15 protein-coding genes are annotated in these 16,910 nt (G+C 48.2%); 13 read left to right on the top strand and 2 right to left on the bottom strand.

The window, feature by feature from the left end; translation table 11 throughout:
• The first annotated feature begins 67 nt into the window (after nt 1-67).
• The 5 genes from LRL21_RS09470 (at nt 68) to LRL21_RS46205 (ending at nt 6,718) form a co-directional block, all read left to right on the top strand.
• Entirely contained in the window at nt 68-532 is a 465-nt protein-coding gene (locus tag LRL21_RS09470; protein WP_240415533.1) for a Dps family protein, read from the top strand.
• A 153-nt stretch (nt 533-685) separates the two neighbouring features.
• Nucleotides 686-1,825 (top strand): glycoside hydrolase family 88 protein, encoded by a 1,140-nt coding sequence (locus tag LRL21_RS09465; protein ID WP_240415531.1) that lies wholly within the window; start codon nt 686-688, stop codon nt 1,823-1,825.
• Between the two features lie 77 nt (nt 1,826-1,902).
• Nucleotides 1,903-3,177, top strand: a complete 1,275-nt coding sequence (locus tag LRL21_RS09460; protein WP_240415529.1) for a PQQ-dependent sugar dehydrogenase — start codon at nt 1,903-1,905, stop codon at nt 3,175-3,177.
• Between the two features lie 126 nt (nt 3,178-3,303).
• A complete protein-coding gene (locus LRL21_RS09455; RefSeq protein WP_240415805.1) occupies nt 3,304-4,509 on the top strand; it encodes a class I SAM-dependent methyltransferase in 1,206 nt (401 codons plus the stop codon).
• Nucleotides 4,510-4,735: 226 nt separating this feature from the next.
• Nucleotides 4,736-6,718: a methyl-accepting chemotaxis protein gene (locus LRL21_RS46205; RefSeq protein ID WP_240415527.1), complete on the top strand. Its 1,983-nt coding sequence runs from the start codon at nt 4,736-4,738 to the stop codon at nt 6,716-6,718.
• Between the two features lie 363 nt (nt 6,719-7,081).
• Here LRL21_RS46205 and LRL21_RS09445 read toward each other — a convergent pair whose 3' ends face one another.
• A complete protein-coding gene (locus LRL21_RS09445; RefSeq protein WP_240415526.1) occupies nt 7,082-7,765 on the bottom strand; it encodes an endonuclease domain-containing protein in 684 nt (227 codons plus the stop codon).
• 300 nt (nt 7,766-8,065) lie between these two features.
• On the opposite strand from LRL21_RS09445, the gene LRL21_RS09440 reads away from it, so the two are divergent.
• The 4 genes from LRL21_RS09440 to LRL21_RS09425 all read left to right on the top strand — a co-directional run bounded on the left by LRL21_RS09440 (nt 8,066) and on the right by LRL21_RS09425 (nt 13,049).
• Nucleotides 8,066-9,814, top strand: coding sequence for an alpha-glycosidase (locus LRL21_RS09440; protein WP_240415525.1), 1,749 nt, complete (start codon nt 8,066-8,068; stop codon nt 9,812-9,814).
• Between the two features lie 53 nt (nt 9,815-9,867).
• Nucleotides 9,868-10,938: an AI-2E family transporter gene (locus LRL21_RS09435; RefSeq protein ID WP_240415524.1), complete on the top strand. Its 1,071-nt coding sequence runs from the start codon at nt 9,868-9,870 to the stop codon at nt 10,936-10,938.
• A gap of 86 nt (nt 10,939-11,024) precedes the next feature.
• The gene (locus LRL21_RS09430) at nt 11,025-12,209 is read left to right on the top strand and encodes a glucose-1-phosphate adenylyltransferase (RefSeq protein WP_275900673.1); all 1,185 of its coding nucleotides are present in this window, start codon (nt 11,025-11,027) and stop codon (nt 12,207-12,209) included.
• A 21-nt stretch (nt 12,210-12,230) separates the two neighbouring features.
• The gene (locus tag LRL21_RS09425; RefSeq protein ID WP_240415804.1) at nt 12,231-13,049 is read left to right on the top strand and encodes an SDR family oxidoreductase; all 819 of its coding nucleotides are present in this window, start codon (nt 12,231-12,233) and stop codon (nt 13,047-13,049) included.
• Between the two features lie 123 nt (nt 13,050-13,172).
• On the opposite strand, the gene LRL21_RS09420 is transcribed toward LRL21_RS09425, so the two are convergent.
• On the bottom strand, nt 13,173-13,376 hold the full coding sequence (locus LRL21_RS09420; RefSeq protein ID WP_240415522.1) for a hypothetical protein: 204 nt from the start codon (nt 13,374-13,376) through the stop codon (nt 13,173-13,175).
• A 210-nt stretch (nt 13,377-13,586) separates the two neighbouring features.
• On the opposite strand from LRL21_RS09420, the gene LRL21_RS09415 reads away from it, so the two are divergent.
• The 4 genes from LRL21_RS09415 to LRL21_RS09400 all read left to right on the top strand — a co-directional run bounded on the left by LRL21_RS09415 (nt 13,587) and on the right by LRL21_RS09400 (nt 16,868).
• Entirely contained in the window at nt 13,587-14,468 is an 882-nt protein-coding gene (locus LRL21_RS09415; protein ID WP_240415521.1) for a DMT family transporter, read from the top strand.
• A gap of 70 nt (nt 14,469-14,538) precedes the next feature.
• Nucleotides 14,539-15,069 carry a DNA-deoxyinosine glycosylase gene (locus LRL21_RS09410; RefSeq protein WP_240415520.1) on the top strand — a complete coding sequence of 177 codons (531 nt, stop codon included), beginning with the start codon at nt 14,539-14,541 and terminating at the stop codon, nt 15,067-15,069.
• Between the two features lie 86 nt (nt 15,070-15,155).
• Entirely contained in the window at nt 15,156-15,698 is a 543-nt protein-coding gene (locus tag LRL21_RS09405) for a hypothetical protein (RefSeq protein WP_240415519.1), read from the top strand.
• A gap of 147 nt (nt 15,699-15,845) precedes the next feature.
• A complete protein-coding gene (locus LRL21_RS09400) occupies nt 15,846-16,868 on the top strand; it encodes a hypothetical protein (protein ID WP_240415518.1) in 1,023 nt (340 codons plus the stop codon).
• The last annotated feature ends 42 nt before the right edge of the window (nt 16,869-16,910 follow it).

The following is a 16,910-nucleotide window of genomic DNA, read 5'->3' as shown; positions in this document are numbered from 1 at the left end:
AAGGTTATATAGAAAGAGAGAGTTCAGTTCAGAAATGTACATAAACTATTAGAGGAGAGTGGCAATTATGGCTAATGCAGTAAAAGCTCCAGCTAGTCAATTGGAAAAAGTATTGAATCATCAGGTGGCGAACTTTGGTGTGCTGTATATCAAATTGCACAATTTCCATTGGTACGTTAAAGGACCTAACTTTTTCACTCTGCATATTAAACTCGAAGAGCTATATAATGAAACGACGCTGCATTTTGATGCGATTGCTGAGCGTTTGCTAACTTTACACGGTCAGCCGCTGGCTACAATGGCGGGATTCTTGAAGGAATCCGATATCAAAGAGGCACAGGGCAATGAGAAGGCTGAAGATATGGTTCGTGCAGTTGTAGCGGATTTCAATTTGATCAACAACCAGTTGAAGGAAGGAATGGAAATCGCAGAGAAGGCCGGCGACGAAACGACCGGAGATTTACTGCTCTCGATTCATGCCAGTCTGGAGAAGCATACGTGGATGCTGGAGGCTTTTCTGGGTAATTCCTAACAATGACATTATTTACGAAAGGAAGGAGCACTGCTGTGGCAGTGCTCCTTTTGCTGTACATACGCTAACGATAAGTAAGTGATGTGTTTGCGATTGACCGGAGCAGCGATTACAATGGAACTAAATGATAGATGAACAGGGAGTTGAAGGAAGATGACAGCAACGGAACACCAGCAAACGGAATGGGTACAGGAAGCCTGGAATCAGACCGTTAATAAGGTGAAGCGAACAAGCAGCCGGATTGGTGACGGATTTCCGCATGCTAGTGTGGATGGTGTGTATAAGCTGGAGCCCGCTTCCTGGTGGACGGCTGGATTCTGGCCGGGACTGCTGTGGCTTGTATACCGCGATACGAAGGATGAGGCTCTAAAACAGCTGGCCGAGTCCTGCGAGTGGCAATTGGATCAGGTGGTCACAGATTATTACAAGCTCGATCATGATATCGGTTTCATGTGGACACTTACAAGTCTGGCCCGCTATAAGCTGCTTGGTGCGGAGGATTCCAAACGCCGTGCCCTGCTTGCAGCCAATCTGCTCGCAGCCCGTTTTAACGTACAAGGTAACTACATACGTGCCTGGAATCCATGGCGTGAAGGTGAGCAGAATGCCGGGTGGGCGATTATCGACTGCATGATGAACCTGCCGCTGCTGCATTGGGCGGCAGCAGTCAGTGGTGACCCCCGCTATAAGCATGTAGCGGTACGTCACGCCAATACGGCGCTAGAGCATTTCATTCGCCCGGATGGATCCGTGAATCATATCGTCATATTTGATCCGGAAACCGGAGAGAAGCTGGAAGTAAAAGGTGGGCAAGGTTATGCACCAGATTCAGGGTGGTCGCGCGGCACGGCTTGGGCGATCTACGGTATGAGCTTGAGCTATCAGTATACGTCTGATGAGAATTATTTGAATGCGGCCAAACGTGCGGCGCATTTCTTTTTGGCCAACTTGCCGGAAGACCATGTGCCTCATTGGGATTTCCGCTTGCCGGAGGGTGTACCTGCTTACCGCGATACTTCTGCTGGCGCTTGCGCGGCCTGCGGTTTGCTGCTGCTTGGTGATCAAGTAGGCGGTCAGGAATCGGCACTTTACCGTAAGGCTGGGGAGCGCATCCTTCACTCCTTATATGTGAATTACGGAGCATGGGATTCGGAAACCGAGGAAGGACTTATTGTTCAAGGCACCTCACATTTCCCGGAAGGGAAAAATATCAACGTGCCGCTTATCTACGGCGACTATTATTTTGCCGAGGGTGTAGCGCGGCTGGCAGGGCAGCGTGACCTTTTCTGGTAAATGGGAGACAGAGGACAGCATGGACATTGCTGATTCCAACGTTTTTATTCCTGGCTTAAAGGGAGGAATGACGAATCATGAGTGGACTTAATAGCTTGAACGAATGGATGATCACCGCTGCGATGTCTACGGTCATTACATTGATAACGGGCTGCAGTGGAGCCTCCATCGACACGCAATCCAATCCGCCTGCCGTGACAGCCCCATCGACGTCGGTGCCTGCAGCAGGAACGGGTGGTAGTGCAGGTTCCACTACATCGCAACCCAAACAAGGGTCGCAGCAGCAAGCTGGAGCTGTCAATACGGCAATTCCTTACACGCAGGAGGTAGTGGCTTCCAAGCTGAATGTGCCTTGGGATATGGATATCGCACCGGATGGCCGGATCTTTTTTACCGAACGCGGAGGCGTTATCCGTGTCATTGATAAGGGCAAGCTCGTGGAGCAGCCTGTTTATCGGTTCGAAAAGCCTTTTCTTCAGGAAGGCGAATCGGGACTGCTCGGACTGGTTCTGGACAAGGACTTTGCGACTAATCATGCTATGTACGTCTACCACACCTACGAGGAAGGCGGAGAAACCCGCAATCAGGTGCTGCGCATGGTCGAAGGCAGCAATCAACTGCAGCTCGATAAAGTTATTATCGACAAGCTGCCTGGTGCCAGAACGCACGATGGTGGGCGAGTCAAAATAGGCCCGGACGGTATGCTGTACATCACCAGCGGGGATGCCGGTCAATCCTCGATTGCCCAGGATCTAAGCCAGTTGGGCGGAAAAATATTGCGCATCGGCCCGGACGGCACGATCCCCAGGGATAATCCGTTCCCCGATTCTCCCGTGTATTCATTGGGACATCGCAACCCGCAAGGTCTGGCTTGGCATGCGGTGACAGGCAAGCTGTTCAGTACAGAGCATGGACAGTCAGCTCATGACGAGTTTAACTTGATTGAGCCCGGAGCGAATTACGGCTGGCCGCTTATCGAGGGCGACGAGTCTGAGATTGCGGCCAAGGACAAGAGCAAGCTCGGTCCGGGAACACTCAAGTCGCCGCTTGTTCACAGTGGAAATGAAACGTGGGCGCCATCTGGTATTACTTTTGTTACCAAGGGACCCTGGAAAGGAAATCTGCTTGCAGCCAACCTGCGTGGGACTCAATTGCTGCGGGTCGTACTAGGCAATGACCAGCAATCGATTCAACAGCTGGAGCCACTGCTCAAGAATGTGCTGGGTCGTATTCGCAATGTGATGGAGGGGCCTGATGGCTCGATCTATATCATGACGAACAATCGCGACGGTCGCGGTACCCCAGGTGCTGAGGATGACCAAATTATCCGGTTGAAGCCCAACTTCCAATAGGATTCATTAGCGGTTAAGTTTGAATAGACGGTCGGACACAGCGAGTGAAGTGAAGCACTGAAGAACGGAAAGAACGGATATATATGGAAGTAATGGAAGACGAGAATGAACGGAGAATTGATATATATGTTATCCATGGAAACACTTGTTGACGAGGTCATAACCAAGCAATCGCTGATTCAAGGCACCTTTAGTCAGCCACGCCCTAATAACCCCTCCGATTGCAGCAAGGTGACGGTGAAGCCGCTCATCTTAAAAGGAGAGCTGCATTATCAGTTCAGCTCGTATTGTGGCAATAAAGTGCTGCATGACAACGTGCTGCCCGCCGCTGCAGCCTCTCAGATTCAGCGATTGCTGTCAGAGGCATTTCGGCAGGGGCTGCTTCAGACTAAGGATGCCGATTATCAGGTGCTGATCAGCAAGAAGGGGAAGCTGGGTATCTTGACCAAGCCGCCCACGAAGAAGCAGGCAACCGAGCTTACCCACAATCGCAAAAAAAATTATTTGCTTGAGGAAGGCACACCTGTGCCATTTCTAGTTGAGCTTGGGATCATGAATGCCTCAGGCAAGGTACTTGCGCCCAAGTACGATAAATTTCGGCAAATTAATCGATTTGTTGAGCTGATCGCTGATATTGTTCCGCATCTGCCAACAGACCGAACATTGAACATTATTGATTTTGGCTGCGGGAAATCCTATTTGACCTTTGCCCTGTACCACTACTTGAAGGAGATACAGGGCTTCGATCTTCGCGTGATCGGACTGGATCTCAAGGAGGATGTCATCCGTCATTGCAGCGATTTGGCAGAACGCTTCGGCTATGAGGGCCTCCAGTTTCTCGTTGGAGATATCGCCCAGTATGACGGGTTGGAGCAAGTGGATATGGTCGTCACCTTGCATGCCTGCGATACGGCTACCGATGCTGCGCTGGAGAAAGCCATCCGCTGGCAAGCAGGTGTTATTATGTCAGTGCCTTGCTGTCAGCATGAATTGTTTCGACAGGTGGAGGCTCCAGTATTGGCTCCACTGCTGCAGCATGGCATCCTGAAGGAACGATTCTCGGCGCTCGCAACCGACGCGATTCGTGCCAGCCTGCTTGATCTGCTGGGTTATAAAACACAGCTGCTTGAGTTTATCGATATGGAGCATACGCCCAAAAATATATTGATCCGGGCAGTCAAAGCAGCCTCACCAAAGGCTGGTGAACTGGCTGCAGCAGCCCGCAGCTATATGGAATTTCGCAGCCTGCTAAGCGCAGAGCCTTATCTGGAAAAAGCGATGAGCAAGGAGCTGCAGCCGTTGTTAGCTGTCTCAGGTATAATTGGGGAGTAGCTTATAGCCAATCCTATAGGAACGCGTATTTGAAAATATAAGACAAAGAGGCTCTAGTTATGTAAGGAGTCTCTTTTTGCAATGTTTGAAGTGTGACTCTATGTCCATTAAAAAATAATTTGTCGAATGTTCATCTAAAAAACACATAGTTATTCCTTGTATTAGGTCTTTTAGCATATATCATTGTATAATATTAAATATTATAGCTCATTGTGGAGGTGTTACTGTGCTCAAGTGGACTCATTCATTAACTGCACGATTTATGTTATTTACAGGTGTGATTCTGCTTATATTGATTGGGGCTATTTATGCTTATGAGTGGAATAAGATTCGTGTCGATTCAGAAGCACAGCTTTTTGAAAAAGGGAGCGCCATGGTGATTTCTCTCTCCAAAGCATTGCAAAGTATTGCTGAGGATGATATCAGGGACGGGGTAATTTTAAAAAGCGGCAAAAAGCTCACTGGCGAGGAATTGAAGAAAAATTTGTTTAATGACAAGCTTCAGGTCGTGCCGGAAAGTCAAAAGGAAGCTGAGAAGCGCTCCAAGGATCCCGCCTACGGCGACGTGAAGCAAAAGCTTTTTGACGGACGGATGATTCCGCTCGCTCAATATGAGCTTAAGTATACAAGCGCATACGATGAATATACAGATGATCATTGGAAGCGGGTTATCGATGGCTTTTTGGTCGATGAAAGTGTGGTTTTTGTGGTACCGATAGCCTATTCAGCCAATCCCGACTTTAATGGCTATGTGGCGACTCATAATACGAAGCTGAGTCTTACAGGTGAGGATTCTAAGGATGCATGGGGAGCTACAGGACTTACAAGTCAAAAATATCGGGGCAATCGCGTATTCAACGATATTGTCGGCTACTCGGCGGCTTCCTATCAAGATACAACCAAACCGCTGCTGCAAAAATATTCGCAGGTCGTCGAACAGAAGGTTTTTGAACGATGGGACCTGGCTTATCCGTTAACCATTGACGGCAAGCACTGGGGAGCGGTTCGTGTTGACTTATCCAAGGAAGGCTCTGACGCATTTATTAACAAGCAGCGTTTAAAATCAGGGCTCGAGCTGGCAGCATTATACATAGGCGTATTGATCCTATTATTCATCTTATCGGGAGCCATCGTATCCCGGAAGTTAAAGTTTATGCTACGGGCTGCGATCAATCTGAACTCCCAGGAGGCGGATTTGACCTATCGCATTCCGGTTCGTGGTAAAGATGAAATGGACAGGCTGGCTGAGGAAATTAACCGCTTTATTTTTCATTTGCAGATGATGATGAGAACGATAGGCAGGATGTCTAACCAGGTCGGCACGATCTCCAGTGACTTGACGAGCAGTGCCGAACGCTCGAACACCAATGCACAGCTAATGTCTCAGACAGTCCAGGAGCTCACAATGGGTGCTGGGCATCAAGCGACCAGTGCGGAGGACAGCGCTCGTGCGATGGAAGAGATGGCTATCGGGATCCAGCGTATTGCCGAGGCTTCGGCCGATGTGACGGAGGCGACGCAGGAATTGGTACGAGAAGCGGAGCAGGGCAGCCGCGCGGCCGAGCAAGCCGTCAACCAGATGATGACTTTGAGCCAATCCGCGCAGGAAGTGGGCTTTTCGATTGAAAAGCTGGAGCAAGATATGCAGGCGGTGGGAGGCATGGCGCAGGTCATCTCCGGGATCGCTTCACAGACCGGTTTACTGGCGCTAAATGCGGCTATCGAAGCGGCGAGGGCAGGTGAGCAGGGCAAGGGCTTTGCAGTTGTAGCCAGTGAGGTTAGAAAGCTGGCGGATCAATCGGAAGCATCTGCACAGCAAATTAACGAACGTATCACGGATATCCAGGCCTCGATGACAGCAGCCGTACAAGCGATGCAGCGGGGTGGAGCGGACGTTGAGGACGGTGTTAACGAGGTTAGGCAGCTGCAGCAGGCATTGTTGCGCATGCTGAATTCGGTGCACCTGGTATCGACGCAGATGGAGGAAGTATCAGCGGCGGCCGAGCAGATGTCGGCGGGCACGGAGGAAGTTACGGCTGGGATCGAAGAAATAGCGCGTATTGCAGGATCGGCAGCAGATCAGGCGCAGCAGCTTGCGGATGCGTCCGTACATCAATTGAAGGATTCAGAAGAAACGAGCGACCGTTCCGTAACACTTATGGAGGCTGCTGGTCAGCTGAAAGGGACAGCGGATCGATTCAAAGTGTAAGTTGGAATAAATAGCGATAAGCATTGGTAGAAGCGTAAATGAAGTGATATTTGTTTCCAGCAAAGAGGATATAACGATGTCAAACATCGTCATGTCCTCTTGTTTCATGTTTTGAACCTTTAACGATGAAAAACATCGTATTAGTCACTCAAAGCAGCAAATAGATATTTCTAAAGATGAAAAACATCGTATCAAGCATTAAAAAGTAGCAAAACTCCGATTTACAGGGCTGTTGCGATGAAAAACATCGTATTAGTCACTCGAAGCAGCAAATAGACCTGTCTAATGATGAAAAACATCGTACCAAAACACTAGCTTTAGAGACTTTCAATCACAAGAGCTTCATCCTCAGCATTCATGAGTTTATAAGCCCAACTCCTCCATATGTAAAGTCTTTGACAGTTGATAGCAGGCAATCCGTTTACGTCCCATTCCACCCGGCAGCAGCAGCCCCTTTTCTATAAGTCCGTGCAATAGTTTTCTTGCTTTTTGTTGTTCGATATCGAGCTCTATACATACATCTTTAGGTGTAAGCAAACGATGAAGGCGCACTGCCAGCCGAATAATTTCCTTTTCTTCACTGGAAATGCGTTTGTGGTACACAGGCTTGAGCCCAAACCACTTACCCATAAATTGCTGGATCAGTTGCTCACACATTCGTGGTCGATCCTTGACATCATCATAAGAAAATCGCAATACCTTCCAGCCGTCGATAATCAGATGATTTTGACGCATCCACTGATCAGAAAATTGGGAACGGCTTATTTTTTGCGAATGGGGGCCAAACCCATCAATTTCAATAGCTAGACGAACGCTATTGCGAAGCAGTGCAAAGTCTAGGAAACGGGAACCATCGCGAAAATCACTGATTTCATATTCGGGATGAAGGTTATCAAAATTACCAAATGCAGGCCACCAAACCTGCTCGACAAAAAGTTTCTCTGCGAATCCATGTCCTTCAGTAAGTCGACGTAATCTTTCACCCTGTCGGGATCCCGCATGTTCTCTCAAAAAAGCATGGTAAGCTTCGATAAAATCCGGATTCATAGCTTTCGGCCCCTTTCCCTATTGGTTCTATTCAATACCCAAAATAAAAACCGCTTTTCAAGCAGCCAATGCTGACCTGATAAGCGGCGTGTGCTTCACAACCATATTCATGATTATTATTTTACCAGATTTTATAATTGTCGCCCAAAATATTTCGATAACGTTAAATGAACTCATATTTCCATCCTTCCTCTTGTCCCCATGTCAGAAAAAGCCGCTTGTTTAAGCGAATTCCGAAATGGTTAAGGAGAAGGTAAATGCATAGCTGCAAGCTAATGGGGAAAATGGGGAGATGGTTGGATGCTGCTTGAAGGCTTTTACCACATTGCCCAAAATAACTGGGCCTACGCTTATGACAAGGATACCATCCACGTTCGAGTTCGAACGAAACGGGATGATGTGGAGGAAGTGACAGCGGAGACGGGCGATAAGTATAACTGGAACCGGTTTTATCGGGAATATCCCCTTAAGAAAACGGGGGCAGACAAAATGTTTGATTACTGGGAGGCTAGTATCAAGCCTTATAACAAGCGCGTTTCCTATTGTTTTCGCATCCGGGCGGGGTCTGAGACGGTGTGGCTGACGGAAAATGGTGTATTGAGCTACAGGCCTATGCCGACCGGAGGCTACTATGATATCCCCTATATCCATGAAATCGACCTGCATACCGTTCCGGAATGGGCGAAGAGAGCAGTATTTTATCAGATCTTTCCGGAGCGATTTGCAAACGGAAACCCATCGATTAATCCGGCTCACACCGAACGGTGGGGGGGTAAACCGACTTATGAGAACTCATTTGGCGGTGATCTTCAGGGAATCATGGACCATCTCGATTATTTGCAGGATTTGGGTATTACAGCACTGTATTTGACGCCTGTATTTGAAGCGCCCTCTAATCATAAATACGATATTGTGGATTACAAAAAGGTAGACCCCCATTTTGGAACCAATGCGCTGCTCCGTGAGCTGGTCCAAGCCTGCCACCTTAAAGGGATCAAGGTCATGCTGGACGCCGTGTTCAATCACTGCAGTGAACAGTTCCCTCCTTTTCAGGATGTATTGAAAAAAGGGATGAAATCGCAATATGCCAGCTGGTTTCACATTAACAGCTATCCGCTTGCTACAAAGGACGGCATTCCGAGCTATGACACATTCGGCTTTTATGGACATATGCCTAAGCTGAATACGTCCAATCCTGCTGTAAAAAAGTATTTGCTGGAGGTCGCTGAATATTGGGTCAAGGAGGTCGGTATCGACGGATGGCGTCTGGATGTGGCGAATGAAATCGACCATTATTTTTGGAGGGAGTTTCGTGATGTCGTGAAGGCTGCTAATCCGAACGCCTATATTGTTGGCGAGGTGTGGAACGATTCTCTGAAATGGCTGCTCGGCGACCAATTTGATTCGGTGATGAATTATCCGTTTTCCAATAAGCTGCTGGAATTTTTCTCTGATTCGCGAATGGATGGTTTTGACTTCGCAACCAGTATCAGCGGACTGTTGATTCGTTACCCGCAGCAGACAAACGAGGTGATTTTCAATTTACTGTGCAGCCACGATACCCCTCGGGTGATGGACCGTGTCGGATTCAATAAGCGAAGATTAAAGCTGTGCGTCGTATTTTTGCTGACATTTATGGGGACACCGTGCATTTTTTATGGAGATGAGATTGGACTAACTGGCGGAGAGGATCCGGATTGCCGCAAATGTATGGAATGGGATGAGGCCAAGCAGGATCGCGAGCTGTTCGACTTTTATAAGCTGCTGATTGCGCTGCGCCGTAAGCATGAGGTGCTCGTATCCGGAAGCTTCCGGTTTTTGAGAGCGGAGCATGGTGATCGTCGCATTATTTATGAACGCTTAAACCATCGGGTGCATTTTACGGTATGGATGAACAATACAGGAGACAAGACGATATTGAGTCACCCGATGGAAACGAACGATTGGGTTGATGGGCTGACGGGCGAGCCTGTGCGGACAAAGGATGGGCGGATGTTTATTCAGCTTGAGGAATTCGGCTACCGAATTTTATATCGCTCCCTGCAGTAATGCTGACAGTAGGATCGGTTACTTTTTTTAACAACTGCACGGGAGTGGTCATCATGCTGCAAAATAAATTTTTTCGGTTGTGTATCGGTATTATTCTGGTTTTAATCATCTTTAATTTGATGGATCGGGTCGGTTATCTGTTTAGTCCGCTGCTGATGATGTTCCAAACTTTGTTTGTGCCGATTTTGATCTCGGGATTTTTGTACTATATGATCCGGCCGCTCGTTAACTTTTTGGAGAAAAAAGGCATTAATCGCGCGGTAGGCACCTTGTTGATTTATTTTGTCATTACGAGCCTGACCGTGCTGTTTGTTGTTGCATTCGGCCCGATGCTGCAAGCCCAGATCCAAAATTTTATTATGAATGTGCCTGAATTGGTCGAGAGCACCAAAGCGCAGATTGAAAAACTGCAGCAAAATCGGCTGCTTGCCGCTTACTTCACAAAAGATCATGGCGATCTCTCTACCAAAATTGCGGAATATGTCAACAATGCGATTACGTATGCAACTAACTATTTAAGCAATATGATGAGCTTTATGACCAGCATTTTACTGCTGATAACAACGATTCCGATTATTTTGTATTATTTGTTGATTGGTGGACACAAAGCGATGGAGAACGTAATAGCCATGCTGCCCAAGGGGTATACACATGTAGCTCGGGAAACGCTTGAGGAAATCGACGGCGTGCTGAGCGGTTATATTATGGGGCGTATTATTATCAGTGTCTGTCTCGGTGCTGTGATTTATGTGGGCTTTCTGGTCATAGGACTGCCGTATCCGCTGCTTCTCGCAATCATCGTGGCTGTCACCAATCTGATTCCGTTCATTGGCCCGATTATTGGCGCGGTACCTGCATTGATCGTGGCCTTTACGCAATCGTATCCGATGATGATGTGGGTAGCTCTGCTCATTATTGTCGCCCAACAGCTGGACGATACACTGCTGGCTCCACATGTATTTGGGAAACGGATGGATGTGCATCCGTTGACGATTGTATTATTACTGCTGGTTGGTGAGAATTTGGCAGGTATTCTGGGTATGCTACTAGCAATTCCGGTTTACATGGTGGTGAAAATTGTCTTGCTCAGGATCAATCGTCTATTCGTTTTTCGCTATGAATAACAAGTCGGTTTAAGGCTGTCGGCGGTTTCAATTAGGCGCAGGAGCGTTTAATAGAACATACAACCTATGACAGGGAGGGATTATTGATGTCTAAAAAAGATTGCATTGCCATGCTTCTTGCAGGAGGTGAAGGGCGCAGACTTTCTCCTTTGACGAATAATTTGGCTAAGCCTGCCGTTCCCTTTGGGGGTGAATATCGCATTATCGATTTCCCTTTAAGCAACTGTGCCAATTCCGGCATTCATACCGTTGGGGTTCTAACGCAATATGCGTCCGAATCACTGCATACGCATATAGGCGGTGGCGAGCCTTGGGGCTTATACGGCTCCGATGCGGATGGTGTTTCTTTGCTGGCGGCGTCTCCGGAGGACCCGTGCGGTTATCTGGGAACAGCCGATGCTATTTACAAAAACCTGAGCTTTATCGACGATCACAACCCGGACGATGTATTGATTTTATCCGGCGACCATATTTATTCGATGGATTATCGCAAGCTAAGAGACGTCCATATTGCTAGTGGGGCTGATGCTACGGTGTCGGTCATGGAGGTGCCTCTCGCTGAAGCCCATCGCTTCGGTATCGTCGGGGTAGATGAGAGTAAGCGTATCGTGAATTTTGTTGAGAAGCCGACCAAGCCTCAGAGCACTCTTGCTTCGATGGGTATTTATATATTCAAATGGTCGTATTTGCGAAAGATGCTTATTGAGGATTCGGAAAATCCGAAGTCGAGTCATGATTTTGGCAAGGATATTATTCCGCATATGCTTCGTCTGGGAGGCAAGTTATATGCCTATCCTTTTGAAGGCTATTGGCGTGACGTGGGTACGGTAGATAGTTTGTGGGAAGCCCACATGGATCTATTGGAGCAGGATATGGAGCCGCATCTCGAGCCTGATCCTCATGCATGGCAGACCTACAGCCGCGACCAATATATGGGAAGCGGACGTTCTCCGATATCACGGACAGACGAGCACGATTCCTCACTTTCCCATTGGAACAATGCGGTGCTTGGCGACGTACAGCGCACAGTCGTGTTCTATGGCGTCCAGGTGGCTGAAAGCAGTGTGGTCGCGAATAGCGTGCTAATGCCTAATGTGAAAATAGGCCGTGATGTCCATATAGCTTATGCTATTATTGGAGAAGGAGCCATTATCAAGGATGGGACTCGAATCGAAGGCAGTATAGGTAAAATCGAAGTCATTGCACCACATGCCGTTATCGAAGGGAGTGCGTTCGCCCCTTCAACGGTTCTTAACATTCAACAAACCTAATAGTGGAGGGATTTGTGCATGATGAATGCGAACGACGCACTAGAGCAAAGCATACAGCAGAGGCTGCAGGGCAAGGTAGCTGTAATAACGGGAGGCGGATCCGGGATCGGTAAGGGCAGTGCCTTATTGATGGCACGTCATGGTGCCAAAATATGCCTGTTCGATCGCACGTTGGACAACGCCAATAAAGTCCGTGATGAGATCATAGCGGCAGGCGGTGAAGCTGCCGTTATACATACGGATGTGTCCCAGGCCAACAATGTTGAGGCGTCCTATAAGGAGGCTTTGCATACGTACGGTCGTTTGGATATTGTGTTTGCGAACGCGGGAATTAACGGCGCTATGACTTCGATTGAGCATATGGAGGTTGAGGATTGGCAGCAAACCATCGATATCAATCTCAGAGGTACATTTCTGACTGTCAAATATGCGATACCTTATTTGAAAGAAAGCGGCGGCAGTATTCTGATTAACAGTTCGATCAATGGTAATCGTGTATTTTCGAATATTGGATTCAGCGCTTATGCTTCCAGTAAGGCGGGACAGGTAGCTTTTATGAAAATGGCTGCATTGGAGCTGGCGCGTTATAAAATCCGTGTCAACGCCATCTGCCCGGGTGCCATTGAAACTTCGATTGACGATAATACATTTAAAAAGCCGGAACTAAAGGAAGTCCAAATTCCTGTGCAATATCCCGAAGGCGACCAGCCCTTAGCCCATAAATCGGGGTCAGCCGAGCAAGTAGCGCAGCTGGCGTTGTTCCTGGCATCCCACGACTCCTCACATATTACCGGTACCGAGATTTATATTGATGGAGCGGAATCATTGATCCACGGATAAGCGGCGGCGAGTCGAATAAACAGAAATCCCCCTGATGATCAGGCAAGCGGCACACCAAGTGCGCTGTCGGTCATCAGGGGGGTTGTTTTTTGTTTCTATATCCTTGTTTTCGATGGTTGTAGTCTATTCCATACGGTTTAGAAGCTCGTCTGTGACATCCACCATCGAGTCCTCTGTTTGCGACAATGGCTGGTTTTTTCCAAAAAAGGAACGGACCCTCAGACCTTTAAAGGTTGCGCTCATTTCAAATAGCTTGTTGATGGCATCTTCCTTGCTTAAGGGTCCCGCTAAAATTTTTTTTCGATAAACGATGTAATATTTATTCATATCTTCCCCCCGTTGGTCGCGTTGCTCATGCTGGCTTTGATTGGTATTCGTATAAAGTCGGGATTTGGATCACTCCATTTATGAATTTTTTGAAATTTTTTTGAAAACCAAAGATGACGAAGCCGTTTAACCTCAAATACAGCTATGCTACAATATATAAGCCTCATGGGATGGGGCTTGTAGTTAAATATTAAAGGATCGGATGTCATCATGGGGTATTTTCTGCTTATATTGGCTACACTGTCATGGAGTTTTGTAGGGATTTTGGTAAAAACAGCAGCTTCGATGGTAGACAGCACGACGATTACGTTTGCCCGCTTCGGGATTGGGATTGTCTTTTTGGGGATATGGCTGCTGCTGAGACATCGCAGGCTTAGTCTGGATATCGGAATGAAATGGATTTGGATAGGCGTTATCGGCAAATGCTGCAATTATTTTTTTGAAAATATGGCATTATCGATGGGTTCCTCTTACGGCAATATATTGGTTGGTCCACTGCAAACAGTGCTGCTGCTAATCATATCGGCCTTGGTGTTCAAGGAATACGTGTCCGGGCGCGGTTGGATGGCTGCAGGCTTATGTGTAGCCGGGGTGGTGACGATTAGCTGGAATGGCTTGCCGATAGGCGAGGTGCTGACAAGTAACGGACTGGTCACGGTATTGTACATGCTATCAGCCGTCGGAAGCGCCTTGCATGTGCTCAGTCAAAAGATGCTGATCCAGTCCATGGATACAGGAAAAATGAATTTTTCCGTCTTTTTCTGGTGTTCTGTGCTCATGGCGTTACCGCTGCCTTTTCAAGCGCATATGACGGGACCGGTTAACGGTTGGGGGATCATAGCATTGATCGGTTTAGGCTTAATCACAGGCTTAAGCTTTAACTGGTTTGCACAGGCCTTGAAAAGGGTGAGCTTTACTATCGCTATCCTTGTAAGCAATAGCAGTATACTATTTACGATTGCATGGTCCTATTTATTTTTCCACGATCGGATTACATTGTATATTTTGAGCGGAGCCGGGATGTTTATTGGCGGAATTGTGCTGCTTAATTGGCCGATGAAGCGGGCGCGGATCAAAGAGCTGGAAGCTTAAAAAAGCCAGATGCAGTAGGCGCCTGTCGGTGCCGTACAGCTCATAGCGATCAAAGTAAGGAGGTCATAGCATGGAAACTGCAGGTCATGCGGAGTATCGGCTGCAGGGGCTGCCGCCAGTAATTCATGCATCGAGTCGCACACTGATACTGGGCTCGATGCCAGGTGAAGTATCCTTGAGCAAGCAGGAGTATTATGGGCATCCTCGCAATCACTTTTGGCCGCTGCTCTACGCCATTTGGGGTGGGGGCAGACCGGCAGCAGCTGCATACAGGGATCGGTTGGATTTTGCGCTGGAGCAGGGTGTAGGACTGTGGGATGTTCTGGCGGGCTGTGAGCGGGAGGGCAGTCTTGATGCGGATATACGGAAGCCGGAGGCCAATGATTTTGTCCTGCTGCTGAACGAATACCCGACCATAGAGTGGGTGTTCTTTAATGGCAAGACGGCTGAGCAGCTATATCGCAAGCAGGTGCTCCCACAGCTGTTGAAGCGAGAGATCGGCACCAACATAAAGTATGATACTTTACCCTCATCAAGTCCGGCCAGAGCCATGTCTTTGCAGGACAAGCTGGTGGATTGGCGTAGATTGGGGGATGCTTAAGATATAAGCTTCATTACACGGTTTTTTTTCTTGAACGAATGCTTATGAATAATCGTTCCTTGAAGGGAACACGCTCAGGAGGAGTCATGATGGTCAAACAGCCAAGTATCGTGCCATTCGGGTATGAGCCAGAGAAGGAGCGGCAAGGTCCACGAGGGACCATGTGGGTATACGATAGCTTTGCAGATTGTGGCACTCAACAGCTTGTGCGAATTGTAAGCTTGGCGTCACGAATAGAAATGAAAAAGCTGGTATTCTATCCGCTGCATGAAGAAACCTTGCGACGTATGGGCGAACCGGGGGCTGCACCCTTTTACCGTAGGGCAGATGAGCTGGAGGAGCTTCTGGATCATATGGAGCTGCCCGTTGATACGGCGATTGATCGCTGGGAGGGGCGCCGCAAAAAATACACTCCGATGGACACGGCCTTCCGATTTTTGGAAGAGAAGTATGCGGGACCTTACTTTGTGTATATGACGGTGGACATGGCGAATACGGCAGCGAGCTTTGATAGCTTTGAATTCTGGATTAAAAGGCTGCGGCTCTGCATCGATTTCAAGCTCGCTTCATCGGAGTCCCTACACCCCAAGCTGCAAGCTTTTGCCCACCGCTGGGAAGCTGTAGATTAGGGACCCGCTGCTGAACAACCGAGCGTTTTGTCTAAGTTTTGGCCCTTAATTTCCCATCGCGCTGCGAATCTTATAGTACACCTTAACAGGGGATACAAGATGAAGCTTACGTCGTAAAATGATGCGACACTCCTAAGGAGGATAACGATGAGAAAACTAGCATGGGTCTTAGCTGCCTGTTTAGGCATAACACTGGTCATTTATGGATTCACGGCTTGGGGCGGACAAGAGGTATCGGCAGAGGTATCACAAGAAACGAAGGGCAGCTTTGTTCGGTTGGAGCCTGGGGGCAAAAAGCTGGTAGTCACTGCAGGGGGAAATGAGTCAGTATATCCGTTATCATCCACGGTCTGGGTATATCGGAATATGGAAAAGTCAGCACCAGAGCAGCTTCAGGCCGGCGATGGGCTAGAAATCATATTGAATGCAAAGGAGCAGGCGGCGTATATCAAAGCAACCTCACCTCAATTTGCAGCCTCGCAGCCATCTGCAGGAACAGTTGGTGCTGGGACGGGGGCAGATGGGAATGCGGGTGTGGCACCTCCGCCTGCTGCTGAATCGACTGTGCCCCCAGACGCAGCTTTCAAGCCGGATTCGAGTAGTGGGGCATCGTCCCCAGCGGCAGGTGCGGCAAGCGGGAGTCCGACACCGTCGGGCGTGGCAGCGACGCCAGGGGCAGCTAATGCTGCGGTAACGTCGAAGGGCAATGAAGCTTATCTGGACAAACTATCAATCGAATGGAAAAGTCGCGATTTGATTCTCCGAGTTAAACGTCAGGGTGGAGATCCGTCTGCAAAAGCAAACGATGTTATTATCCAGGGCAAGGATCTTTCAGGCATACATTTGACGGGTACTTCGGCGGAGGCGTTTATACAACAGCTAGTCAAAGGACTGCCGCAGCAGCAGCCAGCTTTTGAAGCGCTTTTGAAGAAAAAAATTGCCGAGCAGTTTCAGGTGAAGGATGACAAGGTGGATTGGAAGCTGGATGTGAAGTGGAAGCAAAGCTCTGCTGCTGACAAGTCGAAGCCAATCCTTTCGAACCAGGATAAAGAGGACGACAAGGACAACGAAAAGAATAAAGATAACGAAAAATTTAAGGATAAAGATAAAGCGAAAGGTAAGGATTTTAATAAAGGCAAAGATCATGGTAAGCACTTTGAACGAGATTAGATAACAATAAGCGGTCATACAACGCCTCCAATCCTGCGCAGT

Source organism: Paenibacillus periandrae, assembly GCF_022458865.1.
GTDB lineage: Bacteria > Bacillota > Bacilli > Paenibacillales > NBRC-103111 > Paenibacillus_S > Paenibacillus_S periandrae.
The sequence above is the reverse complement of the archived record's forward strand: the minus strand, read 5'-3'. Positions and strand labels throughout refer to the sequence as shown.

What these genes read in the sequence shown, in the direction of transcription:
- LRL21_RS09470 (WP_240415533.1), top strand. Translation starts at nt 68, where the DNA reads ATGGCTAATGCAGTAAAAGCTCCAGCTAGTCAATTGGAAAAAGTATTG.
- LRL21_RS09465 (WP_240415531.1), top strand. Translation starts at nt 686, where the DNA reads ATGACAGCAACGGAACACCAGCAAACGGAATGGGTACAGGAAGCCTGG.
- LRL21_RS09460 (WP_240415529.1), top strand. Translation starts at nt 1,903, where the DNA reads ATGAGTGGACTTAATAGCTTGAACGAATGGATGATCACCGCTGCGATG.
- LRL21_RS09455 (WP_240415805.1), top strand. Translation starts at nt 3,304, where the DNA reads ATGTTATCCATGGAAACACTTGTTGACGAGGTCATAACCAAGCAATCG.
- LRL21_RS09445 (WP_240415526.1), bottom strand. Translation starts at nt 7,765, where the DNA reads ATGAATCCGGATTTTATCGAAGCTTACCATGCTTTTTTGAGAGAACAT.
- LRL21_RS09440 (WP_240415525.1), top strand. Translation starts at nt 8,066, where the DNA reads ATGCTGCTTGAAGGCTTTTACCACATTGCCCAAAATAACTGGGCCTAC.
- LRL21_RS09435 (WP_240415524.1), top strand. Translation starts at nt 9,868, where the DNA reads ATGCTGCAAAATAAATTTTTTCGGTTGTGTATCGGTATTATTCTGGTT.
- LRL21_RS09430 (WP_275900673.1), top strand. Translation starts at nt 11,025, where the DNA reads ATGTCTAAAAAAGATTGCATTGCCATGCTTCTTGCAGGAGGTGAAGGG.
- LRL21_RS09425 (WP_240415804.1), top strand. Translation starts at nt 12,231, where the DNA reads ATGAATGCGAACGACGCACTAGAGCAAAGCATACAGCAGAGGCTGCAG.
- LRL21_RS09420 (WP_240415522.1), bottom strand. Translation starts at nt 13,376, where the DNA reads ATGAATAAATATTACATCGTTTATCGAAAAAAAATTTTAGCGGGACCC.
- LRL21_RS09415 (WP_240415521.1), top strand. Translation starts at nt 13,587, where the DNA reads ATGGGGTATTTTCTGCTTATATTGGCTACACTGTCATGGAGTTTTGTA.
- LRL21_RS09410 (WP_240415520.1), top strand. Translation starts at nt 14,539, where the DNA reads ATGGAAACTGCAGGTCATGCGGAGTATCGGCTGCAGGGGCTGCCGCCA.
- LRL21_RS09405 (WP_240415519.1), top strand. Translation starts at nt 15,156, where the DNA reads ATGATGGTCAAACAGCCAAGTATCGTGCCATTCGGGTATGAGCCAGAG.
- LRL21_RS09400 (WP_240415518.1), top strand. Translation starts at nt 15,846, where the DNA reads ATGAGAAAACTAGCATGGGTCTTAGCTGCCTGTTTAGGCATAACACTG.